Consider the following 18,131-nt stretch of genomic DNA (forward strand, 5'->3'; position numbering starts at 1 on the left):
CAGCGAGGAGAGTATATGAGCAACCAAACCGCTAAAATTGTGCTGGGGATTGCCGTGGCATGGATTCCCGCAGCCTTAATTTACTGCCTCATTACTGGCAATCCTTTGTGGATGGGAATCGTTGCCGGACTCCCCGCGCTGTTCGCAGTTGGTCTTGCCGCTACCGCGATGTCCAAGAAGTCGCCGGGTCCGAGCGGGAAGATCTGAATTGCGCCTATACGGAAGCCTGGGCCCGGTTTCGGCTTGTGTCATATTGGGCTCCTGCCCATAGCCTGCGGCGTGGCCTAGCCTAGCCTAGCCTGGAATGATTCACCGCCCTCCGTATCAGCGAGCACGCGCTGATACGGAGGGTTTGGTGATCGGTATGGGATTAACCGGTGCTCACCGTTGCGCAGCACATCCAGGTCAACTCGTGCCCGCAGCAGCCCGATTTCTAAGCAGGTGGGTTTGGTGCCGCGAAAGAGCCCTTGCCGTGGTGCACCTCGATCCAGCCTCACTCATCGAGGATCCTGAGGGCCAGCTTGATCGGCGTCGGGCTGGCGTTGTACTGCTTGCACAGTTCGGCGATGGACGGCAGCTTGTCGCCAGGCTGGAGTGTCCCCGATTGAATCGACGCCACTACGTCGGTGATGACTCGGTCGTACAGGGGTTGTCTCGGCATGGCAATGCCACCTCTCGTCAGCCCTCCGAGTGCCTTCATCACGGGCTGCGTGGGTAAGGTCGTTGAGACTTGGTTGGGCAACCAGTGACGAACGCTAGGAGGGATATGGCCAAGCCGCCGATTAGCCGCTGGTATGCATTGGTCCTTCTGCTACCCGCCCTCGGAGCCATGCTCGCCTCGTCCTGGCTAGGTGACGACGTAGGTGGAAATGGGAAGCTGTGGCTGAGCATTGCCGCAGGAATTCTTGTAGGGCTAGCAATAGCAACATTTTTCGTCATTAGTAAACGCAGAGGGTGATTGAAGGTGGGGGTAACTAGTGATCGCCGCTGGTGTAGTTAGCCGATCTTCCGGCAAGTAGAATGGGTGCGAAGGTCGGTCGCAGTTTTCGAGCGTCAACCGCACCCCTTGAACAATCTCCCGCAGTCGGAAGGTCAGGCCACGAGCCTTTTTGTGTACCATCTGACCGCTGTTCGTGCTCACGGCATCATCGATACTCTGCCCAGCGCAGAAATAATGACTTTCGCCGACAAGGGATACCAGGGGGCCCGGGGTAGCGTGCGCACGCCGTCCGGCGTGCTGGTGCGGCCGGTTCGCCCTGATCCATGCCTCGACCGCATCCCGGTCCCAGATTTGCATCCGGCCGTTGCCAGGTTCGTCCGCGGTTCGGCGACCGGGCCCTCACCCCACGACGAGGACCCGGTTGCTTCAGGCGTGTTCGCCGTCGGCCGGGTCAGTGCCGGGTGGCCCGCCAGGCCTTGGCCCGCCGCAGGTAGCGGATCACTCCGGCCGGGCCGGTGGAGGCGGGCCAGTCGTCGGTGCGGAAGTAGGCGTCGGAGCCGCCGTCCAGGAAGATCACCGAGCCGCAGAGGAAGTCGGCGGCCGGCGACAGCATGAACGCCACCCATTCGCCGACGTCCGCCGGCTTGCCGCGTCCGCCGATCGGCACGGCCAACTGCTCGACCGACTCCTTCTCGCCCCGGGCGATCTGCTCGTCGAGCAGCGGGGTGGCGATGATGCCGGGGGCGAGGACGTTGACCCGGATGCCGGCGCCGGCCCACTGCGGCGAGATCGCGCTGCGCCGCGCCCACCGCGTCACCGCCATCTTCGAGCTGGCGTACGCGAAGGGCGCCGAGCGCTTGCCGAAGCGCCGCAATACGCGCATGGCCCTGTCGGGGTTCCGGGCGAGCAGGGCCCGCACGGCGCCCTCCGGCACCATCGGGGTGAGCGTGACGGAGTTCGAGCCGAACACCACGACCTTGCTGTTGCCGGCTGCGGCCAGCACGGGCCGCCACGCCTCGAGCAGATCCACGACGCCGAAGAAATTGACCTGCTGCACGATGCGGTCCCGCCCGGGGATGCCGCCGAGTCCGGCCGCGCAGACCGCGCCGTCGAGCCGGCCGCCGACGCGCTCCAGCACCTCGGCCGCCGCCGCCGCGCGCCCCGTCGGCGTGGACAGGTCGGCGATGACCTCGACGTCCCGCAGGTCCACGCCGACGACGGTGTGCCCGTCACGGCGCAGCCGCTCGGCTGTCGCCCTGCCCATGCCCGAGGCGGCGCCCGTCACCGCGTACGTACCCATGTCGGTTCCTTCCCGTCCGCCGGCAGCCGGTCGAGCCCGGCCAGTTCAGTCTCGCCGGATGCTGGCGCGTGTTGGTCGCTTCGGCCCGAAAGCCGGCCTGCGGCGTGACGCCGGCCGGCGAGACTGTCGGACGGGTGCGCGAGGATGCGGCCACGTCGTACCCGGACGTGGTACGGCTGGACCGTCCACCGCGACGATCTGCTCGCGGGGCGCTTCGACCGCGTCCGGCACACCTGTCACTGCTGACATACTCGAAAGGATCATGGTGATGGCCAAGGTTGTCTCCACGCTGTTCATCTCGGCCGACGGGGTAGCCGAGATCGACCCCGACTGGCACCTGCCGTACTTCGACGAGAACATGGGCCGCGCCGTCGGCGAGGACTATGACACCGCCGACGTGCTGCTCATCGGCCGCGAGACCTACGACAGCTTCGCCGGAGCCTGGCCCGACCGCGAGGCTGCGGGCGGGGACGACGCGGCGTTCGCCAAGCAGCTCGGAGACACGCGCAAGGTGGTCGTCTCGCGCCAGCCGCTGGAGTTCTCCTGGCGGAACTCCGAGCTGATCCAGGGCGATCTCGTCGACGCCGTCACCGTCCTCAAGGCCGACACCGGCATCAGGGGCATCGTCATCCCCGGGTCGATCTCCGTGGTGCAGCAACTGCTCGCCGCAGAGCTGGTCGACGAGCTGCGGCTGCTGGTGCATCCGGTGGCGGCGCGTAAGGGACGCAAGCTGTTCGACGACGGTGACGTGCCGTACCACCTGAGGGTGGTGGCGACGGAGGCGTTCCCGACGGGCGTGATCCGCGTGAACTACTCGCCGACCGCCGCACCCGCGCAGGTCGGCTACGACGACATCAAGGACCAGGTGCCCGCTGGGTAGCCGCCACGCCCTCGCGCTTGAGCGTCCCGCCATGATCGTCTGCTGATAACCGGCACGACACGCCGGCAGAGTTGTCCGTGACCCGCAGACGATCATGGGCAGCCTGCGGCGGGCCTCAGGCGGGCGGTTCCGGTGCCACGAACGAGCCCGTGCCTTGGTGCACCTCGATCCAGCCCCGCTCGTCGAGAATCCAGAGGGCCCGCTTGATCGGGTTGTCGGACGAACTGTACTGGCGGGCGAGTTCGGCGGTCGTCGGTAGCTTGTCGCCGGGCCTGAGTGTGCCGCTTCGGATCGACGCGGTGACATCATCGATGAGCTGTTCGTACACAGGCTTGCGCGGCATGGTCGACCACCTCTCGTCAGCCTGGCCAGAATCGCACCGAGCGCCACGCGGCGTGGCCCCGTGCCGATGTGTTGGCTGGACAGCGGGCATCGGCGGGGACGATGTTGTTGAGCCGGTCTAGGCGGGCGGTGCCGCCGCGACGAAGAGGCCGGCGCCCTGCACGCCGACGATGATGCCCTGGGCCTGGAGCAGCATCACCGCCCGCTGGACGGTGGTGACACTCGCGGAGTAGAGCTGGGCCAGTTCGGCGTACGTGGGCAGCCTCGTCTCCGGTGGGTACTCGCCCTGTTGGATGCGGGCGTGCAGGTCGGCGGCGATCTTCCGGTAGCCCATCGGGATGGTCATGGGTGCTGTCTGCGTTCGGCAGCCCGATTCGACCACGCCACCTCATCGCCCGGCTTCCCGCGACCCCGCAAATCCGAGGAGCCACGATTCGTGAGCTTCCTGGTGAGGACATGCCCTTCGGCCCCTATGGAGCTGCCCCGTCTATGCTCCCGCTTCCTCGATAGCACAAACGGGGCAGCTCCATAGGGGCCGCAAGAGGGTGGGTCGACCCGGCGGAGGTCGACCGACAGGGGGGTGATGACGTCGGTAGGCGGGGGCATTCCCCCGGGGCCTGCGACGGCCAGGCGGTGCCCAGCTCGGCGACCGGCTTTGGCCCGGCGGTTGGCGGAGCGGCCCAGCAATCAGCAGTCAGCCCGGATCGGATCTAGGCGGGCGGGTTCGGGGCCACGAAAGATCCCTTGCCCTGGTGGACCTCGATCCAGCCCCGCTCGTCCAGGATCCGTAGGGCCAGCCTGATCGGCGTTGCGCTGGCCCTGTACTGCTCGCATAGCTCCGCGATGGACGGCAACTTTGCTCCGGGGCGCAGTGCCCCAGACTGTATTGATGCGATCACATCGGTGATGACCTGCTCGTACACGGGTTGTCTGGGCATGGCAATGGGCCGCCTCTCGTCAGCCCATTGAGCATGCCACCCGACACGACATGCTGTGAATGTTGTGTTGACTCTGCACTCACTGCACTCTAGGTTGCGATGTAGGAGGTCCTCTCGTCAGCAGCGGAGCGCCTCTGCCCCGGGCGGGGTGGCTCCTCCCGCCACCCCGCCCTCCGCCCCTGCAACCCTGAGGAGGCAGAGATGCACGAGCGTCCGCATGACGGGCCGTTGCCGGCGGCGTACCCGGTTGCGGGTGCCCCGCCGCCGCAGCCCGACGGAGATCGGGTGCCCTGCCCGCCCCGCCCGGACCGCGCGACCCTCACCCGGCGGCAGTACGCCTACGGCCTCACGGTCGCGCTGGCCGTACTCGTGCTGCTCCTGCTCGGGGTCTTCGGGTGAGCGGGACGGGCCGGCGGTGAACGAGCTGCCGGTGGGCCGGCGGGTCGCCCAGTGGCGGTTGCGGCGGAACATGACGCAGCAGCAGTTCGCCGATCGCCTCGGCAAGTCGAAGAGCTGGGTGGACAAGGTCGAGCGCGGGGTGCGCCGGCTGGAACGGGTCTCCAACCTGCGGGAGATCGCCGAGGCGCTCCGCATCGACCTGGAGGTCCTGCTGGCGGAGCACCCCGGGCAGCCGGACCCGGCAGCCGCCGGGCTGGAGGGGGTGCGGGCCGCCCTGGCCCGGTACCACGTCGAGGCTGCGACCCTGCCGCCCGACGTCGCGGAGTTGCGCGCCCGCCTCGACCACGCGGAGCTGACCTACCGGCACGCCCGGTACCCGGAGCTGCTCGCCCGGCTGCCCGGCCTGCTCGACGCCACCCGTGCGGCGCGGGCCGCCCGCCCCGGCCGGGCGGCCGACGACGCACTGATCGACGTGTACGGACTGGTCGCCCTGGTGCTCGTGAAGGTCGACCAGGGGGAGCTGGCCTGGCTGGCCGCCGACCGGGGGATGGCCGCCGCCGTGGCCACGCACGACCCGTGGGCGGTCGCCGTCGCCACCGTGCCGCTGGCCCAGGCCCTCCGGTACGGCGGCCGGCGACAGCCCGCGATGCAGGCCGCCGTCGTCGCCGCGTACCGCATCACGCCGCCCCGGACCGTTGACGCTCCCTCGGGCGACCCGTCACTGCGCGGGACGCTGCTGCTCCAGGCCGCCCTCGCCGCCGCCGGCCGGGGCAACGAGAGCGTCGCCCGGGAGTTGCTCGACCGGGCCGAGGGAGTTGCGGACGAGGGCTTCGGCCGGGCGGCGGTCGAGGCCGCGCGGGTGGTGGTCGAGTCCGCCCTCGGGGACGTCGCGGCGGCGACGGCACGGCACGAGCGGCTGACAGCCGGCGACGAGTGGCGGTGGCTGCCGCCCGAGCACCGGGCCGCGTACCTCGTCGACGCTGCCCGCACGTACGCGCAGACGGGCGACATGCTCCGGGCGGGCCGGGCGCTGCTCGACGCGGAACGCACCGCCCACGGCGAGGTGCACGACCGGCCACCGGTACGGGACCTCGTGGCCGTCGTGGCACGGTCCGTCGCCGCCCCGTCCGGCCTGGTCCGGCTCGCCGCCACCCTGCACGTCACCTGATCCCAGCCTGCCGTCAGGCGAAGTGGCACCCGGACCGCCAGTCCTCGGCGTTCTCGCGCCACATCGACCAGGTGCGCCACAGGAACACGCCACCGCCCGATCCCAACGCCACAACCAGGCCGACGCCAACCCACGCCGTGAGGTAGTCGTCGCCGATGCGCACGTCGCGCACGATCGCGTCGGGCGAGGCGGGGTCGTAGAGCACGGTGGCCGCATCGCCCACCCGAGGCCGTGGATTCCAGTAGTAGTCGGTGATCTGCGTGACGTGGTGGTGGCCGTCGGCGGTGGTGAACGCGGCCACCACGTACGAGTCCCGCTGAAGGCCGTGCACTTCCAGCACCGTCGCCGAGGCGCGCACGCCGTACGTGTTCAACCGGTGCGTGCGGTATGCCGAGTCGATTCCGAGCAGCAGGAACGCCACGGATCCGAGCAGCAGGACCACGAGGCTGAGCAGGGGGTGGCGCAGCCAGTACCCGGGCAGCCAACGGCTGCGCAGCCGGTTTGGCACACGTCTTCTTCGCCGACCCACGCCGCCATCCTGCCGGCCGTCGGCAAGAGGGGCTTGCTGCCTCACCCCAACAGCGAGCGGTAGAGGTCGAGGGTGCGGGCGGCGATGGCGTCCCAGGAGAAGTGCGCGACGGCGCGACGCCGCCCGGCCCGGCCGAACTCCGCGGTGCGTGCCGGGTCGGCGAGCAGGGTGTTGATCGCCGCCGCCAAATCGGCCACGAAACGGTCCGGGTCCAGCGGGCGGCCGGAGCCGTCGGTGGCCTGCTCGATGGGTACGAGCAGCCCGGTCTCGCCGTCGGCGACGACCTCGGGGATGCCGCCGGTGGCGGTGGCCACCACTGCGGTCTCGCAGGCCATCGCCTCCAGGTTGACGATGCCCATCGGCTCGTAGACCGAGGGGCAGGCGAAGACCGTGGCGTGGGTGAGCACCTGGATCACCTCGGGCTTGGGCAGCATCTCGGCCACCCAGACCACCCCGGACCGGTTGGCCCGCAGCTCGGCCACCAGGCCCTCCACCTCGGCGGCGATGTCGGGGGTGTCGGGGGCCCCGGCGAGCAGCACGAGCTGGGTGTCGGCCGGCAACTCGCGGGCCGCCCGCAGCAGGTAGGGCAGCCCCTTCTGCCGGGTGATCCGCCCCACGTACACGACGCTCGGGCGGGTCGGGTCGATGCCGAGCCGGTCCATCACGTCGGTGCCGGTGTCCGGGGCGTACTGGACGGTGTCGATGCCGTTGTGGACCACCCGCACCCGGTCCGGGTCCACCGTCGGGTACGCCGCCAGCACGTCCGCGCGCATCCCCGCGCTCACCGCGACGATCGCGTCGGCCGACTCGTACGCCGTGCGCTCGCACCAGGAGGACAGCGCGTAGCCGCCGCCGAGTTGCTCGGCCTTCCACGGCCGCAGCGGCTCCAGGCTGTGCGCGGTGACCACGTGCGGGACGCCGTGCAGCAGCTTCGCGGTGTGCCCGGCGAGGTTGGCGTACCAGGTGTGGCTGTGCACCACGTCCGCCCCGGCGCAGCCGGCGGCCATCTCCAGGTCGACGCCCATGGTGCGCAGCGCGGCGTTCGCGCCGGCCAGGCCGGCCGGCTCGGCGTACGCGGTGACGCCCGGCTCGGTGCGCGGCGCGCCGAAGCAGTGCACCCGCACGTCGGCGAGTCCGCGCAGCTCCCGGGCGAGGTACTCGACGTGCACCCCGGCGCCGCCGTACACCTCCGGCGGGTACTCGCGGGTGAGCAGATCGACGCGGAGTGTTCCGGTGGCCGGGGAGGAGTCGGTCATGCCCGCACCCTAGTGCAGCCGTCCGAGTGGTGAAGTGGCACGCGGGTGGTTAGCGTCTGTTCATGGCTGACAAGGTGCTCGCGATCGTCCTGGCCGGTGGGGAAGGCAAGCGCCTTATGCCGCTCACCACGGACCGGGCCAAACCGGCCGTTCCGTTCGGCGGGATGTACCGCATGGTCGACTTCGTCCTGTCCAATCTCGCCAACGCCGGCTTCCTCAAGATCGTTGTGCTGACCCAGTACAAGTCCCACTCGCTGGACCGGCACATCACCAAGACGTGGCGGATGTCGACCCTGCTCGGCAACTACGTCACGCCGGTGCCGGCGCAGCAGCGGCGCGGGCCGTGGTGGTTCGCCGGGTCGGCCGACGCCATCTACCAGAGCTTCAACCTGGTCCACGACGAGCAGCCGGACTACGTGATCGTCTTCGGCGCCGACCACATCTACCGGATGGACCCCCGGCAGATGGTGGACAACCACATCGCCTCGGGCGCGGGGGTGACGGTCGCGGGCATCCGCCAGCCGCTGTCGACGGCCGACCAGTTCGGCGTGATCGAGGTCGGCGAGGACGGCCGGCGCATCCGGGCGTTCCGCGAGAAGCCCACCGACGCGGCCGGGCTGCCCGACGCGCCGGACCAGATCTACGCCTCGATGGGCAACTACGTGTTCACCACGAAGGTTCTCCTGGAGGCCGTCGAGCGGGACGCGGAGGACAAGACCAGCAAGCACGACATGGGCGGCAGCATCATCCCGATGCTGGTCGAACGGGGCGAGGCGAACGTCTACGACTTCCGCGACAACGAGGTGCCCGGCAGCACCGACCGCGATCTCGGCTACTGGCGGGACGTGGGGACGCTCGACTCGTTCTACGACGCGCACATGGACCTGATCAACGTGCACCCGGTGTTCAACCTCTACAACTTCGAGTGGCCCATCTACACCGAGCAGCCGCCGTACCCGCCGGCGAAGTTCGTCCACCAGTGGGGCGAGCGGGTCGGCCGGGCCGTGGCGTCGATGGTCTCGCCCGGCGCGGTGATCTCCGGCGGCCTGGTGGAGAACTCGATCGTCTCGCCGAAGGTCAAGGTGCACTCCTGGGCGCACGTCGACGGCGCGGTGCTGATGGAGGGGGTCGAGATCGGCCGACACGCCGTGGTCCGGCGCGCCATCCTGGACAAGAACGTCGTCGTCCCCGAGGGGGCCGAGATCGGTGTCGACCTGGAGAAGGACCGGCAGCGCTACACCGTCTCGGACAACGGCATCGTGGTGATCGGCAAGGGTCAGCGGGTCGAACCCTGAGTCACGTGTGACCCCGGCCGTCTCCGGGAAAGAGTCAGCGTCCGTCCCGTCCCTGGAGGTTGCGCAGTGGCCCACCCCCGTGCCGGTCAGCCCGCCGAGCCCGCCGACCTGGTCGACGTGCCCCGGCTGGTCACCGCCTACTACGCAGAGCACCCCGATCCGGACGACCCGACGCAGCAGGTGTCCTTCGGCACCTCCGGGCACCGGGGGTCGAGCCTGCGCAACGCGTTCAACTCCGACCACATCCTCGCCGTCACCCAGGCGCTCTGCGACTACCGCCGGGAGCAGGGCCTCGACGGCCCGCTCTTCCTCGGCCGGGACACCCACGCGCTGTCCGCCCCGGCGGCCGTCGACGCGCTGGAGGTGCTCGCCGCCAACGGGGTCACCGTGCTGCTGGACAGCCGCGACGGCTACACCCCCACCCCGGCGGTGTCGCACGCCATTCTCGCCCACAACCGGGGCCGCGCCTCCGGCCTGGCCGACGGGATCGTGATCACCCCGTCGCACAACCCGCCCGACGACGGCGGGTTCAAGTACAACCCGACCAACGGCGGCCCGGCGGACACGGACGTCACGAAGCGGATCCAGGACCGGGCGAACGCGATCCTCGCCGCCGGGCTCAAGGAGGTGAAGCGCATCCCGTACGCGCGGGCCCGCGCCGCCGACACCACCGGCGAGTACGACTTCCTCGCCCGCTACGTCGACGACCTGCCCGCCGTGGTCGACCTCGACGCCGTCCGGGACGCCGGGGTGCGCATCGGCGCCGACCCGCTCGGCGGGGCCAGCGTGGCGTACTGGGGGGAGATCGCGCAGCGGCACCGCCTCGACCTCACGGTGATCAACCCGACGGTCGACCCGACGTGGCGGTTCATGACCCTCGACGGCGACGGCAAGATCAGGATGGACTGCTCGTCGCCGAACGCGATGGCGTCCCTGATCGCCGCCCGCGCCGACTACCAGGTCTCCACCGGCAACGACGCCGACGCCGACCGGCACGGCATCGTCACCCCCGACGGCGGCCTGATGAACCCCAACCACTTCCTGGCGGTGGCGATCGGCCACCTCTTCCGCACCCGGTCGGACTGGGGCCCGAACGCCGCCGTCGGCAAGACCCTGGTCTCCTCCTCGATGATCGACCGGGTCGCCGCCGACCTGGGCCGGCCGCTGCTGGAGGTGCCGGTCGGGTTCAAGTGGTTCGTGCCGGGCCTGCTCGACGGGACCGTCGGCTTCGGCGGCGAGGAGAGCGCGGGGGCGTCGTTCCTGCGTCGTGACGGGAGCACCTGGACCACCGACAAGGACGGCATCCTGCTCTGCCTGCTCGCCTCGGAGATCATCGCGACCACGCAGAAGTCGCCCAGCCAGCACTGGACGGAGCTGGCCGAGCGGTTCGGCGCCCCCGCGTACGCCCGGATCGACGCCCCGGCGAGCCGGCAGGAGAAGGCGGTGCTCGCCAAGCTCTCCCCGGACCAGGTGACCGCGACCGAGCTGGCCGGCGAGCCGATCACCGCGACGCTGACCACCGCCCCGGGCAACGGCGCGGCGATCGGCGGGCTCAAGGTGACCACCGCGTCCGGCTGGTTCGCCGCCCGCCCCTCCGGCACCGAAGACGTCTACAAGATCTACGCCGAGTCCTTCCAGGGCCCCGACCACCTGGCCCGGATCCAGCAGGAGGCGCGGGAGCTGGTGTCGGCGGTGCTCAGCCGGGCGTGACGGGCCGCAGCATCCTGGTGAACCGGGCGAAGCCCCCGGCGTCCCACCCGTCCCGGACGGCCCAGGCCCGGGTGGCGCCGAGCGGCCCGGCGAGCGCCGTGGCGAGCCCGCCGGCCTCCGGGCCGGCGGGCACCCGCAGCGTCGTGCCGACCGCCCGGACGGTCACCGGGCCGGCGGCGGTGAGCACCCGCAGGTCGCCGAAGCCGTAGGCGGCGCGGTGGGCGGCGAAGGCCGGCCAGTCGGCGAAGCGGAGCCCGGGGCTGGCTCCCGCGGCGATCGGCACCTCGGTCCAGGAACTGTGCGACCGGCCGGCGAACCCGAAGCGCCGGTACAGCCGCCGGGCATCGGCGTTGTCGCGCGACACGTCCAGCGCCAGGGCGGCGCACCGCAGCCGGCGGGCCAGCCGCAGGCCGTCGGCCAGCAGCGCACCGCCCAGGCCCGAGCCCCGCACCCCCTGGGCCACCGCGACCCCGTTGAGCAGCAACTGCCGCCCGAGCCACCGCCAGTCCGCCACGGCCAGCACGTCCGCGCCGTCGCGCACGCAGCGCAGCAGGACGGTGCGGGAGCCGGCCGGAGGGGCCAGCGCGGCGGACAGGAACGCGGTGTACCCGGGCGCGTGGTACGGCACCAGCCCCGCGCAGTCGGCCGGGATCGCCTCGGCCAGCAGCCGGGTGACCGGGCCCAGCGCCGGGTCGGTGGGCCCGTCGAGGGCGGTGACCCCGGCGGCGGTCAGGACGGCAGGCACGTGAGCTGCCGCTCCTGGTCGAGGTCCAGCATGTGCGCGGACGGGTCGAGGACGACGCCGGTGCCCCGCAGCACCTTCCCGACCGTGCGGACCAGGATCCACAGGTCCAGCCGCAGCGACCACTCGTCGACGTAGCGGGTGTCCAGGGCGAGCCGGTCGTCCCAGGCGAGGGTGTTGCGCCCGCCGATCTGTTGCAGGCCGGTCAGCCCGGGCGGCATGAGGAAGCGTCGCCGCTCCCGGTCGGTGTACCAGGGGTCGTAGCGGGGCAGCAGGGGCCGCGGGCCGACCAGGCTGAGGTCCCCGCGCAGCACGTTCCAGAGCTGGGGCAGCTCGTCGATGCTGAGTCGACGCAGGACGGGACCGACCCCCCGGCAGCGGACCCCGTCGGGCAGCAGGACGCCGTCGGCGTCGCGCTCGTCGGACATCGTCCGCAGCTTGTAGATCCGGAACCGCCGCCCGTGCCGGCCGGTCCGGACCTGGCTGAAGCACACGGGCGGGCCGAACTGGGCCAGCACGAGCAGCGCGGCGACCGCCACGACCGGCGCGGTGAGCACCAGCATGGCCAGCGCCAGCAGCACGTCGACGGCGCGCTTGACCCGCAGTTGGGCGGGCGAGGGACGCCCGCTCACCGGGCGGTTCCCGATCCCCGTGGTGTCGCCAGCTCCCGGCGAACGTTCACGTTCCGACCTCCCAGGACTCGGCGGTGAATAGACCGAATCGTGTTTCTACCAGCCTTGGGAGGCTTTTGTATGATGTTTCCGATTTCTTCTCTCGCGCCGTTTCCCGGGGCGGCGTGTCGACCCCCGGCACGCCGGGCGACGCACGGGTGCGCCGGCGGCATCCCACCACCGGCGCACCCGTCACCCGGTCAGCGGCGCCCCGCGCCGCGCGACGTCACCGGCGGGAACCGCCGAGCAGGTGGGTCAACGACCGGGCCACCAGATCGTTGCGGGCGGCCGGGGCCAGCCCCTCCAGGCCGAAGCCGAGGTAGACGGTGTCCGGGGTGACCACCGCCGCCCCCTCCTCGAAGGCCTGCTGGCTGCGCGACCAGTCGTTCGCCCCCGGCGCGGAGCCGGGCGGCGGGCCGGCCACCGTCCAGCCACCCAGGTCGGCGGCCTCGAACGAGGTCTCGCTGACCGTGGCGCCGTCGACGATCACCCGGGCGTCGTCGAGGAAGACGCCGAGCCCCTGGGTGCCCCAGTCGGAGACGTACGAGATGGAGACCTCGACCTTCTTGCCCGCGTACGCCGACAGGTCGACCGCGAACTCCTGCCAGCCGCCGGAGGCGCCGGTGGCCGCGTGCCAACTCCCGGTGCTGCCGGTGGGGGAGCAGTCGGTGCCCTGGTAGTGGGCCAGGAACGGGTGCAGCTCGTTCGCCCAGCCGGCCTCGCAGCTCTCGCCGGTGGCGGCGCCGGTGTGCCCGTTGGCGTCCGGCAGGGTGGTCCAGTCGTCGCTGCCCACCTCGTGCGCCTCGACGGTCAGGAAGTCCCAGTTCTCCTCGATGTCGTAGGAGGTGAAGAAGCGGAGCTGGGCGCTCCCGGCCGAGGTCAGGTCGACGGTCCGGGTGAGCCGCTTGTACGACTCGTCGGCCCGGCCGCTGTACAGGTACCACTCGCCGGTGCGCGGGTCGAACGGCGCGCTGCCCGGGCGGACCCAGTCCACCGTGGCCGCCCCGCCGAACTGCGGGAACTCGTCCGGCGGCAGGAAGCTCGACGTGGTCAGGAACGACGCGGTGTGGTCCTGGTTGCCGGCCGAACCGTCGGCGTTGAGCCGGCCGGCGAACCCGGCGAAGGCCCCGGCGGACCCCTGGACCGGGTACGGCGTCCCGGCGGCGTCGCCGCCCCCGCCGCTGACGTACGTGTACGCCCCCAGCCAGTACTGCTGGAAGTCGTTGAGCACCGGCAGGCAGGTGACGTCGTCGGGGTCGGTGCACTCCGGCGGGGCGTCCGGCCGGTACAGGTACGAGCCGTTCGCGGCCTGGGCGAACAGCGCGTACTTGCCGCTGACCAGCACCTTGCCGCCCTCGTTGAGGTAGTCGCGCACCGCCAGTTCGGTGGTGAGCGCGGCCTCGGCCGTGGTGCCGCCCACCTGGCCGGGGGCGCGCAGGATCACGTCGTCGCCGGTCTCCCAGACCACCGCCCGGTAGTGCGACAGCACGCCCAGCGGGTGCGGCGCGCGGCGGCCCATCGCGTCGAAGTCGTACACGTCGCTGCTGCGCCCGGCGGCGCTCAGCGCGGCGGCGACCTCGTCGGCGTACTTCGCGGTGGTGGCGTCCTGGACGGGGCTCAGCCCGGTGACGTCCTCCATCGCGAGGACCAGCACGTCCCCGCCGACGTCGGTGTGCACCCGGTACGTGAACCGCTCACTGGCCACCGGGCCCTTGCGCGGCTTGACCCCGGTGAACCAGACCTCGACCCGGTCACCGGGTCTCGTGCCGGTCACCGTGCCGCGCTGCTCGGCGTACCAGACGTTGTTGGTGTCCCCGTACCGCTCGCCGCCGCGCCACTCGCGGACCTTGACCGTCCTGGGCCGGCCGCCGTTGACCACGTAGTGCATCCGCACGTCGCGCAGCGCCCGGCGGGCGACCGTGGCCACCTGCTGGGTCCGCCCGTACGAGGTGTCGAAGGCGTCCACCACGAAGTCCGGGGTGCTGCGGCCGACCACCGACACCGGCTCGTCCGGATCGGCCGCCGACTTCGCCACGGCGAGGGCGAACGGCAGGTTCTTGGCCACCTCGGCGGAGATCAGCTTCTCGTCGTCGGGGAAGACGAAGCCGCTGACGCAGTCCTCCGGCCGCCACTGGTCGTCCGGGTCGACGGCGGAGGCCGTCTCGCAGGTGGACATCTCCGGGGTGAAGCCGAGCGTGCCGTAGCGGACCTGGGCGTGCGAGTCGGTGTCGCCGTTGGTGGTGTACAGCTCGGCGGACAGGTCCGGGTCGTAGCCGGGCACCGCCGGGTTCGCGTCGTCGCCGGCCATCGCCTGATAGATCACGTCGTCGGGGGTGGGGGTGCTCACCTGCCAGCCGACGCCGTAGAGCAGCAGCTGGGCCGCCGAGTGGTAGTTGACGAAGAACTCGAAGCCGACCCGCCGGAACAGCCGGTCCAGCGCCTTCGTCTCCGGCTCCGAGCCGGGGGCGGTGCCCCGGTAGGTGTCGCTGTTCGGCTCCGGCGAGGAGCCCTCGTTGTCGTACCCCCACCGGTAGCCGAAGTTGCGGTTCAGGTCGACGCCGTCGGCGGTGGTGATCCGCCCGTCGCCGTCGTTGTCCCGCAGGTTCTTGCGCCACAGCCGGTTGCCGGGGGTGAACGTGTGGTCGTAGCCGTCGGGGTTGACCACCGGCAGGAACCACAGCTCGGTGGTGTTGAGCAGCCGGGTGATCCCGGCGTCCGTGCCGTAGTTGTCGAGCACGTGGTGCAGCAGCCGGCGGGTCATCTCCGGGGTGATCCACTCCCGGGCGTGCTGGCTGCTGGCGTACAGCACCGCCGGGCGCTTCCCGTCCGGCACCGTCCGGGCGTCCCGGGTGACCTTGACCGCGAGGATCGGCTTGCCCTGCACCGTGCGGCCGATGGTCTCCACCTTGGCCAGCTTCGGGAAGCGGGCGGCGGTGGCGGTCAGCTCGTCCCGGATGCCGCCGGCCTCGCTGTACGACCGGAACGCCGACCACCCGGCGGCGGCCTGCTCGCGCAGGGCCTGGGAGGCATCCCGGCCGTGCACCCGCTTCACGGTCAGCCGGACGCCCTGGCCGGCGAGCCGGTCCGCCTGCCGCCGGCTCAGCACCGTCTCCACGCGGGTCGCCCCGGCTCCGTCGGTGCCGCGCTGGTCGTGGCCGAGGTCGACCCCGGCCGCCCGCACCTTCTCCCGCTGCTCCGGCGTGACCGTGCCGACGTACACCTCCAGGCCGTCGCGGCCGGCGAGGTCCGACGGTGGCCGGGCGCCCGCCGGCGGGGTCAGCGCCAGCGCGCCGACCAGTGTCAACACGCCGGCGATCGCCAGCCGTGTCTTCTTCATCCGCGCTCCTCGGTGTGCAGGGACCTGTAGCGCGAGCCTTCTGCGACACGGCACATATGTCAATGGCTCGATGTGCTGTCGGGTTGGCGTGGTGATGACCCGCCCGATCAGCGGTTGACGCCGGCCGCGCTGGCCGCGCTGGCGGACCTCGCCGGTGCCCCGTCGGGGGCGCCCCCCGGGCCGGCGACGAACGCGCTGACGACCGGGGCCCACAACCGGTAGTCGAAGGATCCGGCCCGTTCCCGGGCGGCCCGGCTCATCGCCCGCCAGGCGGCGTCGTCGAGGGCCAGGGCGCGGACCAGCCCGTCCCGGACGTCGTCGGCCGTGGGGCCGGCGAGCACCAGCCCCTCCCGGCCGTCCACGACGTACCGTCCCAGGTCGCTGGTGGGGTTCAGCAGCACCGGGCAGCCGGCGGCGAGGCTCTCCGGCACCTTCGAGGGGAAGCCCGCCTGCGCGTACCCGGCCAGGGGCCGCACCAGCAGGGAGAAGTGCGACCGGCGCAGCTCCGCCAGCACCCGGTCGCGGGGCACCCGGCCGAGGAAGGTGATCCGGTCGGCCAGCTCCGTGACCAGGCCCTCGTCGAGGTCCGACAGGCTCGCGGCCCGGTCCCGGTCGAAGCCGGCGATCACCAGGTGGACCCGGTCCCGCTCGGCCCGGGGCAGCCCTCGGATGCCCGCCAGCACCACCGACAGCAGGTCCTTCGGCCCGGCCGAGCCGGCGTAGAGCAGCCGGACCCCCTCGGCGATCGGGGGAGGCGTCGCCGACGCGGTGTGCTCGGCGAGGTCGACCTGCGGCGGTACGACCAGGGTCGGCAGTCCACGCCGGACGAAGTGCCCGGCGATCGTCTCGGACACGGCGATCACCCGGTCGGCGAGCCGGCCGGCCAGGAACAGGCTCCACCGGTGCCGCAGGAAGTAGGGGGCGAGCCGGCCCCGGGGGAACTGCTCCGGGTCGTGGCGTTCGAGTACGTCCACCGTCACCGGGCAGCGCGTCGCGGCGCGCAGCACCGCCCAGGTGGTGAGGTCCCACAGGTTCACCGGCAGGTAGACGCCGGTCAGGTCGCGGGGCCGAACCCCGGCGCGCCGCAGCTCGGCCAGCACCCGCAGCGGCCGGGCACGCCGGCGCAGCCAGCGCGCCAGTAGCCCGTGGGCGCCGCCGCCGAGGCAGATCAGCCGTACGCCCGGAGGCAGGGACGGGTCGGCGGGCGGCCGGGTCCCGTCGTCCGGCCAGTCGTTGACCACCAGGGTGGGCGTGCCGGGCGGGGTGGCGGACCGGGCGAGCTGGAGCAGCCGGTTGGACATCGCGTCGCCGTGCGGGAACCGGAAGGCGGCCAGTGCGAGCAGTCGTGGCGGCGGGGCGGTGTCCACTTCAGATGATGTCGGCATATTCCCCATCTTTGCGTGTCTGCAACTTGTGCCCGATAGATCGGTTTAGTGTAGGCACTCCGGCGGGGCAGGGCCCGCCTCCTGCCTGGCGCGTCGATAGGAGCGGGTGTGGATCTGAGCACTGACCTCGCCGGTGCCCGGCGCGCGGGGCCCGGGACCCGCACCCGCCCCGTGGTGGTGCAGCACTCGGCCGGTACGCCGGGCGCGAACGGGCCGCTCACCGCCGTCGAACGGGTGCTCGCCTCCCGGCTGGCCGACCGGTACGACTTCGTCCGGATGCACCAGACCAGCGGCAACGGCGCGCTCAACGTCGGCCTGCTGCGGGACTGGGTCGCCCTGCTGCGCCGGGTCCGACCCGACCTGGTGCACGTGCGCGGCCTCCAGAACGAGGGGTTCCACGGCGTCCTCGCCGCCCGGCTGGCCGGCTGCCGGCGGGTCCTGGTCACCGTGCACGGGACCGTGCGGGACCTGCGCCGCACCGACCGCCCGGTGCGCCGCGCGCTGCTGGTGCGCGGCGCCGAGCCGCTGACCCTGCGGGCGGCCAGCCACGTCGCGACCGTGTGCGAGTACGCCGCCGGCCGGGACTTCCTGCGCGGCTGCGCCGACCGGTTCCTCGGCGTCATCCCGAACGGGGTGCCCGTGCCGGCGCGGCCGGACGCGGCCCGGGACCGGGTCCGCGCCGATCTCGGGCTGCGCCCCGACGACCTGGCGATGATCGTGGTGGCCCGGCTGACCTGGGAGAAGGGCTTCGGCGTGCTGGCCGAGGCGCTGCGCCGGCTACCGCCGGCCCCGAACCGCCCGGTGCTGCTGGTGGCCGGCGACGGCCCGGCCCGCGCCGACGTCGAGGCGGCCCTGCGGGGCGCCGGCGCGGCGCGGGTACGGATGCTCGGCAACCGCGCCGACGTGCCGGACCTGCTCTCCGCCGCCGACCTGTTCGTCTTCCCCACCCTGCACGAGAACCTGTCCAACGCCCTGCTGGAGGCGATGGCTCACGGGCTGCCGGTGGTGGCCTCGGCGGTGGGCGGCAACGTGGAGGTGCTGCGCGACGGCGGCGGGCGGTTGGTGCCGGCCGGCGACCCGACCGCGTTGGCCGACGCGCTCGCCGCGCTGCTGGGCGACGCCCTGACCCGGGCGCGACTCGGCGCGCGGGCCCGCCGCACGGTCGTCGACCGGTACAGCCTGGACGCGATGCTCGGGGCGCTGGACACGGCGTACCAGCGGATCCTGGCGGGCTGAGCG

Annotated in this window: 18 protein-coding genes and 1 pseudogene; 8 read left to right on the forward strand and 11 right to left on the reverse strand. The window is 72.1% G+C overall.

Features of this window, described 5'->3' with window-relative positions:
- The first annotated feature begins 15 nt into the window (after window positions 1-15).
- Complete coding sequence (locus tag ACFYZF_RS11640; RefSeq protein ID WP_387018673.1) at window positions 16-207, forward strand: hypothetical protein; 192 nt, start codon at window positions 16-18, stop codon at window positions 205-207.
- A 286-nt stretch (window positions 208-493) separates the two neighbouring features.
- Here ACFYZF_RS11640 and ACFYZF_RS11645 read toward each other — a convergent pair whose 3' ends face one another.
- On the reverse strand, window positions 494-700 hold the full coding sequence (locus ACFYZF_RS11645; RefSeq protein WP_387019308.1) for a winged helix-turn-helix domain-containing protein: 207 nt from the start codon (window positions 698-700) through the stop codon (window positions 494-496).
- A 426-nt stretch (window positions 701-1,126) separates the two neighbouring features.
- Between ACFYZF_RS11645 and ACFYZF_RS11650 the strand changes: the two are divergent.
- A pseudogene (locus ACFYZF_RS11650) lies at window positions 1,127-1,228 on the forward strand (IS5/IS1182 family transposase); the annotation flags it as partial.
- 163 nt (window positions 1,229-1,391) lie between these two features.
- Here the strand turns inward: ACFYZF_RS11650 and ACFYZF_RS11655 are convergent.
- Window positions 1,392-2,240 (reverse strand): SDR family oxidoreductase, encoded by an 849-nt coding sequence (locus ACFYZF_RS11655; protein WP_387018676.1) that lies wholly within the window; start codon window positions 2,238-2,240, stop codon window positions 1,392-1,394.
- Between the two features lie 268 nt (window positions 2,241-2,508).
- On the opposite strand from ACFYZF_RS11655, the gene ACFYZF_RS11660 reads away from it, so the two are divergent.
- The gene (locus ACFYZF_RS11660) at window positions 2,509-3,120 is read left to right on the forward strand and encodes a dihydrofolate reductase family protein (protein ID WP_387018679.1); all 612 of its coding nucleotides are present in this window, start codon (window positions 2,509-2,511) and stop codon (window positions 3,118-3,120) included.
- Window positions 3,121-3,235: 115 nt separating this feature from the next.
- On the opposite strand, the gene ACFYZF_RS11665 is transcribed toward ACFYZF_RS11660, so the two are convergent.
- From ACFYZF_RS11665 to ACFYZF_RS11675, 3 genes are all read right to left on the reverse strand, one after another.
- On the reverse strand, window positions 3,236-3,463 hold the full coding sequence (locus ACFYZF_RS11665) for a winged helix-turn-helix domain-containing protein (RefSeq protein ID WP_387018682.1): 228 nt from the start codon (window positions 3,461-3,463) through the stop codon (window positions 3,236-3,238).
- A gap of 117 nt (window positions 3,464-3,580) precedes the next feature.
- Window positions 3,581-3,808 carry a GntR family transcriptional regulator gene (locus ACFYZF_RS11670; RefSeq protein WP_387018685.1) on the reverse strand — a complete coding sequence of 76 codons (228 nt, stop codon included), beginning with the start codon at window positions 3,806-3,808 and terminating at the stop codon, window positions 3,581-3,583.
- Between the two features lie 364 nt (window positions 3,809-4,172).
- Window positions 4,173-4,400, reverse strand: a complete 228-nt coding sequence (locus ACFYZF_RS11675) for a winged helix-turn-helix domain-containing protein (RefSeq protein ID WP_387018687.1) — start codon at window positions 4,398-4,400, stop codon at window positions 4,173-4,175.
- A gap of 201 nt (window positions 4,401-4,601) precedes the next feature.
- On the opposite strand from ACFYZF_RS11675, the gene ACFYZF_RS11680 reads away from it, so the two are divergent.
- A complete protein-coding gene (locus ACFYZF_RS11680) occupies window positions 4,602-4,799 on the forward strand; it encodes a hypothetical protein (protein WP_387018690.1) in 198 nt (65 codons plus the stop codon).
- Between the two features lie 16 nt (window positions 4,800-4,815).
- Complete coding sequence (locus ACFYZF_RS11685; RefSeq protein WP_387018693.1) at window positions 4,816-5,967, forward strand: helix-turn-helix domain-containing protein; 1,152 nt, start codon at window positions 4,816-4,818, stop codon at window positions 5,965-5,967.
- A 13-nt stretch (window positions 5,968-5,980) separates the two neighbouring features.
- Here the strand turns inward: ACFYZF_RS11685 and ACFYZF_RS11690 are convergent, their stop codons facing one another.
- Together ACFYZF_RS11690 and glgA are read right to left on the reverse strand one after the other, a co-directional pair.
- Window positions 5,981-6,475, reverse strand: a complete 495-nt coding sequence (locus ACFYZF_RS11690) for a DUF3592 domain-containing protein (RefSeq protein WP_387018695.1) — start codon at window positions 6,473-6,475, stop codon at window positions 5,981-5,983.
- 62 nt (window positions 6,476-6,537) lie between these two features.
- Window positions 6,538-7,752 (reverse strand): glycogen synthase, encoded by a 1,215-nt coding sequence (gene glgA, locus ACFYZF_RS11695; RefSeq protein WP_387018697.1) that lies wholly within the window; start codon window positions 7,750-7,752, stop codon window positions 6,538-6,540.
- 62 nt (window positions 7,753-7,814) lie between these two features.
- On the opposite strand from glgA, the gene glgC reads away from it, so the two are divergent.
- Together glgC and pgm are read left to right on the forward strand one after the other, a co-directional pair.
- Window positions 7,815-9,047: a glucose-1-phosphate adenylyltransferase gene (glgC, locus tag ACFYZF_RS11700; protein ID WP_387018700.1), complete on the forward strand. Its 1,233-nt coding sequence runs from the start codon at window positions 7,815-7,817 to the stop codon at window positions 9,045-9,047.
- Window positions 9,048-9,113: 66 nt separating this feature from the next.
- The gene (gene pgm, locus ACFYZF_RS11705) at window positions 9,114-10,757 is read left to right on the forward strand and encodes a phosphoglucomutase (alpha-D-glucose-1,6-bisphosphate-dependent) (RefSeq protein ID WP_387018703.1); all 1,644 of its coding nucleotides are present in this window, start codon (window positions 9,114-9,116) and stop codon (window positions 10,755-10,757) included.
- Here the strand turns inward: pgm and ACFYZF_RS11710 are convergent.
- The 4 genes from ACFYZF_RS11710 to ACFYZF_RS11725 all read right to left on the reverse strand — a co-directional run bounded on the left by ACFYZF_RS11710 (window position 10,744) and on the right by ACFYZF_RS11725 (window position 16,892).
- Window positions 10,744-11,502, reverse strand: coding sequence for a GNAT family N-acetyltransferase (locus ACFYZF_RS11710; RefSeq protein ID WP_387018705.1), 759 nt, complete (start codon window positions 11,500-11,502; stop codon window positions 10,744-10,746). The two genes, pgm and ACFYZF_RS11710, sit on opposite strands and share 14 nt — an antisense overlap.
- Window positions 11,487-12,131 (reverse strand): sugar transferase, encoded by a 645-nt coding sequence (locus ACFYZF_RS11715; protein WP_387018706.1) that lies wholly within the window; start codon window positions 12,129-12,131, stop codon window positions 11,487-11,489. Before ACFYZF_RS11715 ends, ACFYZF_RS11710 begins: the two co-directional genes overlap by 16 nt.
- A gap of 265 nt (window positions 12,132-12,396) precedes the next feature.
- Window positions 12,397-15,507: a M14 family zinc carboxypeptidase gene (locus ACFYZF_RS11720; protein WP_387018709.1), complete on the reverse strand. Its 3,111-nt coding sequence runs from the start codon at window positions 15,505-15,507 to the stop codon at window positions 12,397-12,399.
- 107 nt (window positions 15,508-15,614) lie between these two features.
- Window positions 15,615-16,892 carry a glycosyltransferase gene (locus tag ACFYZF_RS11725; RefSeq protein WP_387018712.1) on the reverse strand — a complete coding sequence of 426 codons (1,278 nt, stop codon included), beginning with the start codon at window positions 16,890-16,892 and terminating at the stop codon, window positions 15,615-15,617.
- Between the two features lie 108 nt (window positions 16,893-17,000).
- Here ACFYZF_RS11725 and ACFYZF_RS11730 point away from each other — a divergent pair, with 108 nt between their 5' ends.
- A complete protein-coding gene (locus ACFYZF_RS11730; RefSeq protein WP_387018714.1) occupies window positions 17,001-18,128 on the forward strand; it encodes a glycosyltransferase in 1,128 nt (375 codons plus the stop codon).
- Window positions 18,129-18,131: the final 3 nt, after the last annotated feature.

This window comes from Micromonospora sp. NPDC001898 (genome assembly GCF_042891255.1).
Lineage (GTDB): Bacteria > Actinomycetota > Actinomycetes > Mycobacteriales > Micromonosporaceae > Micromonospora.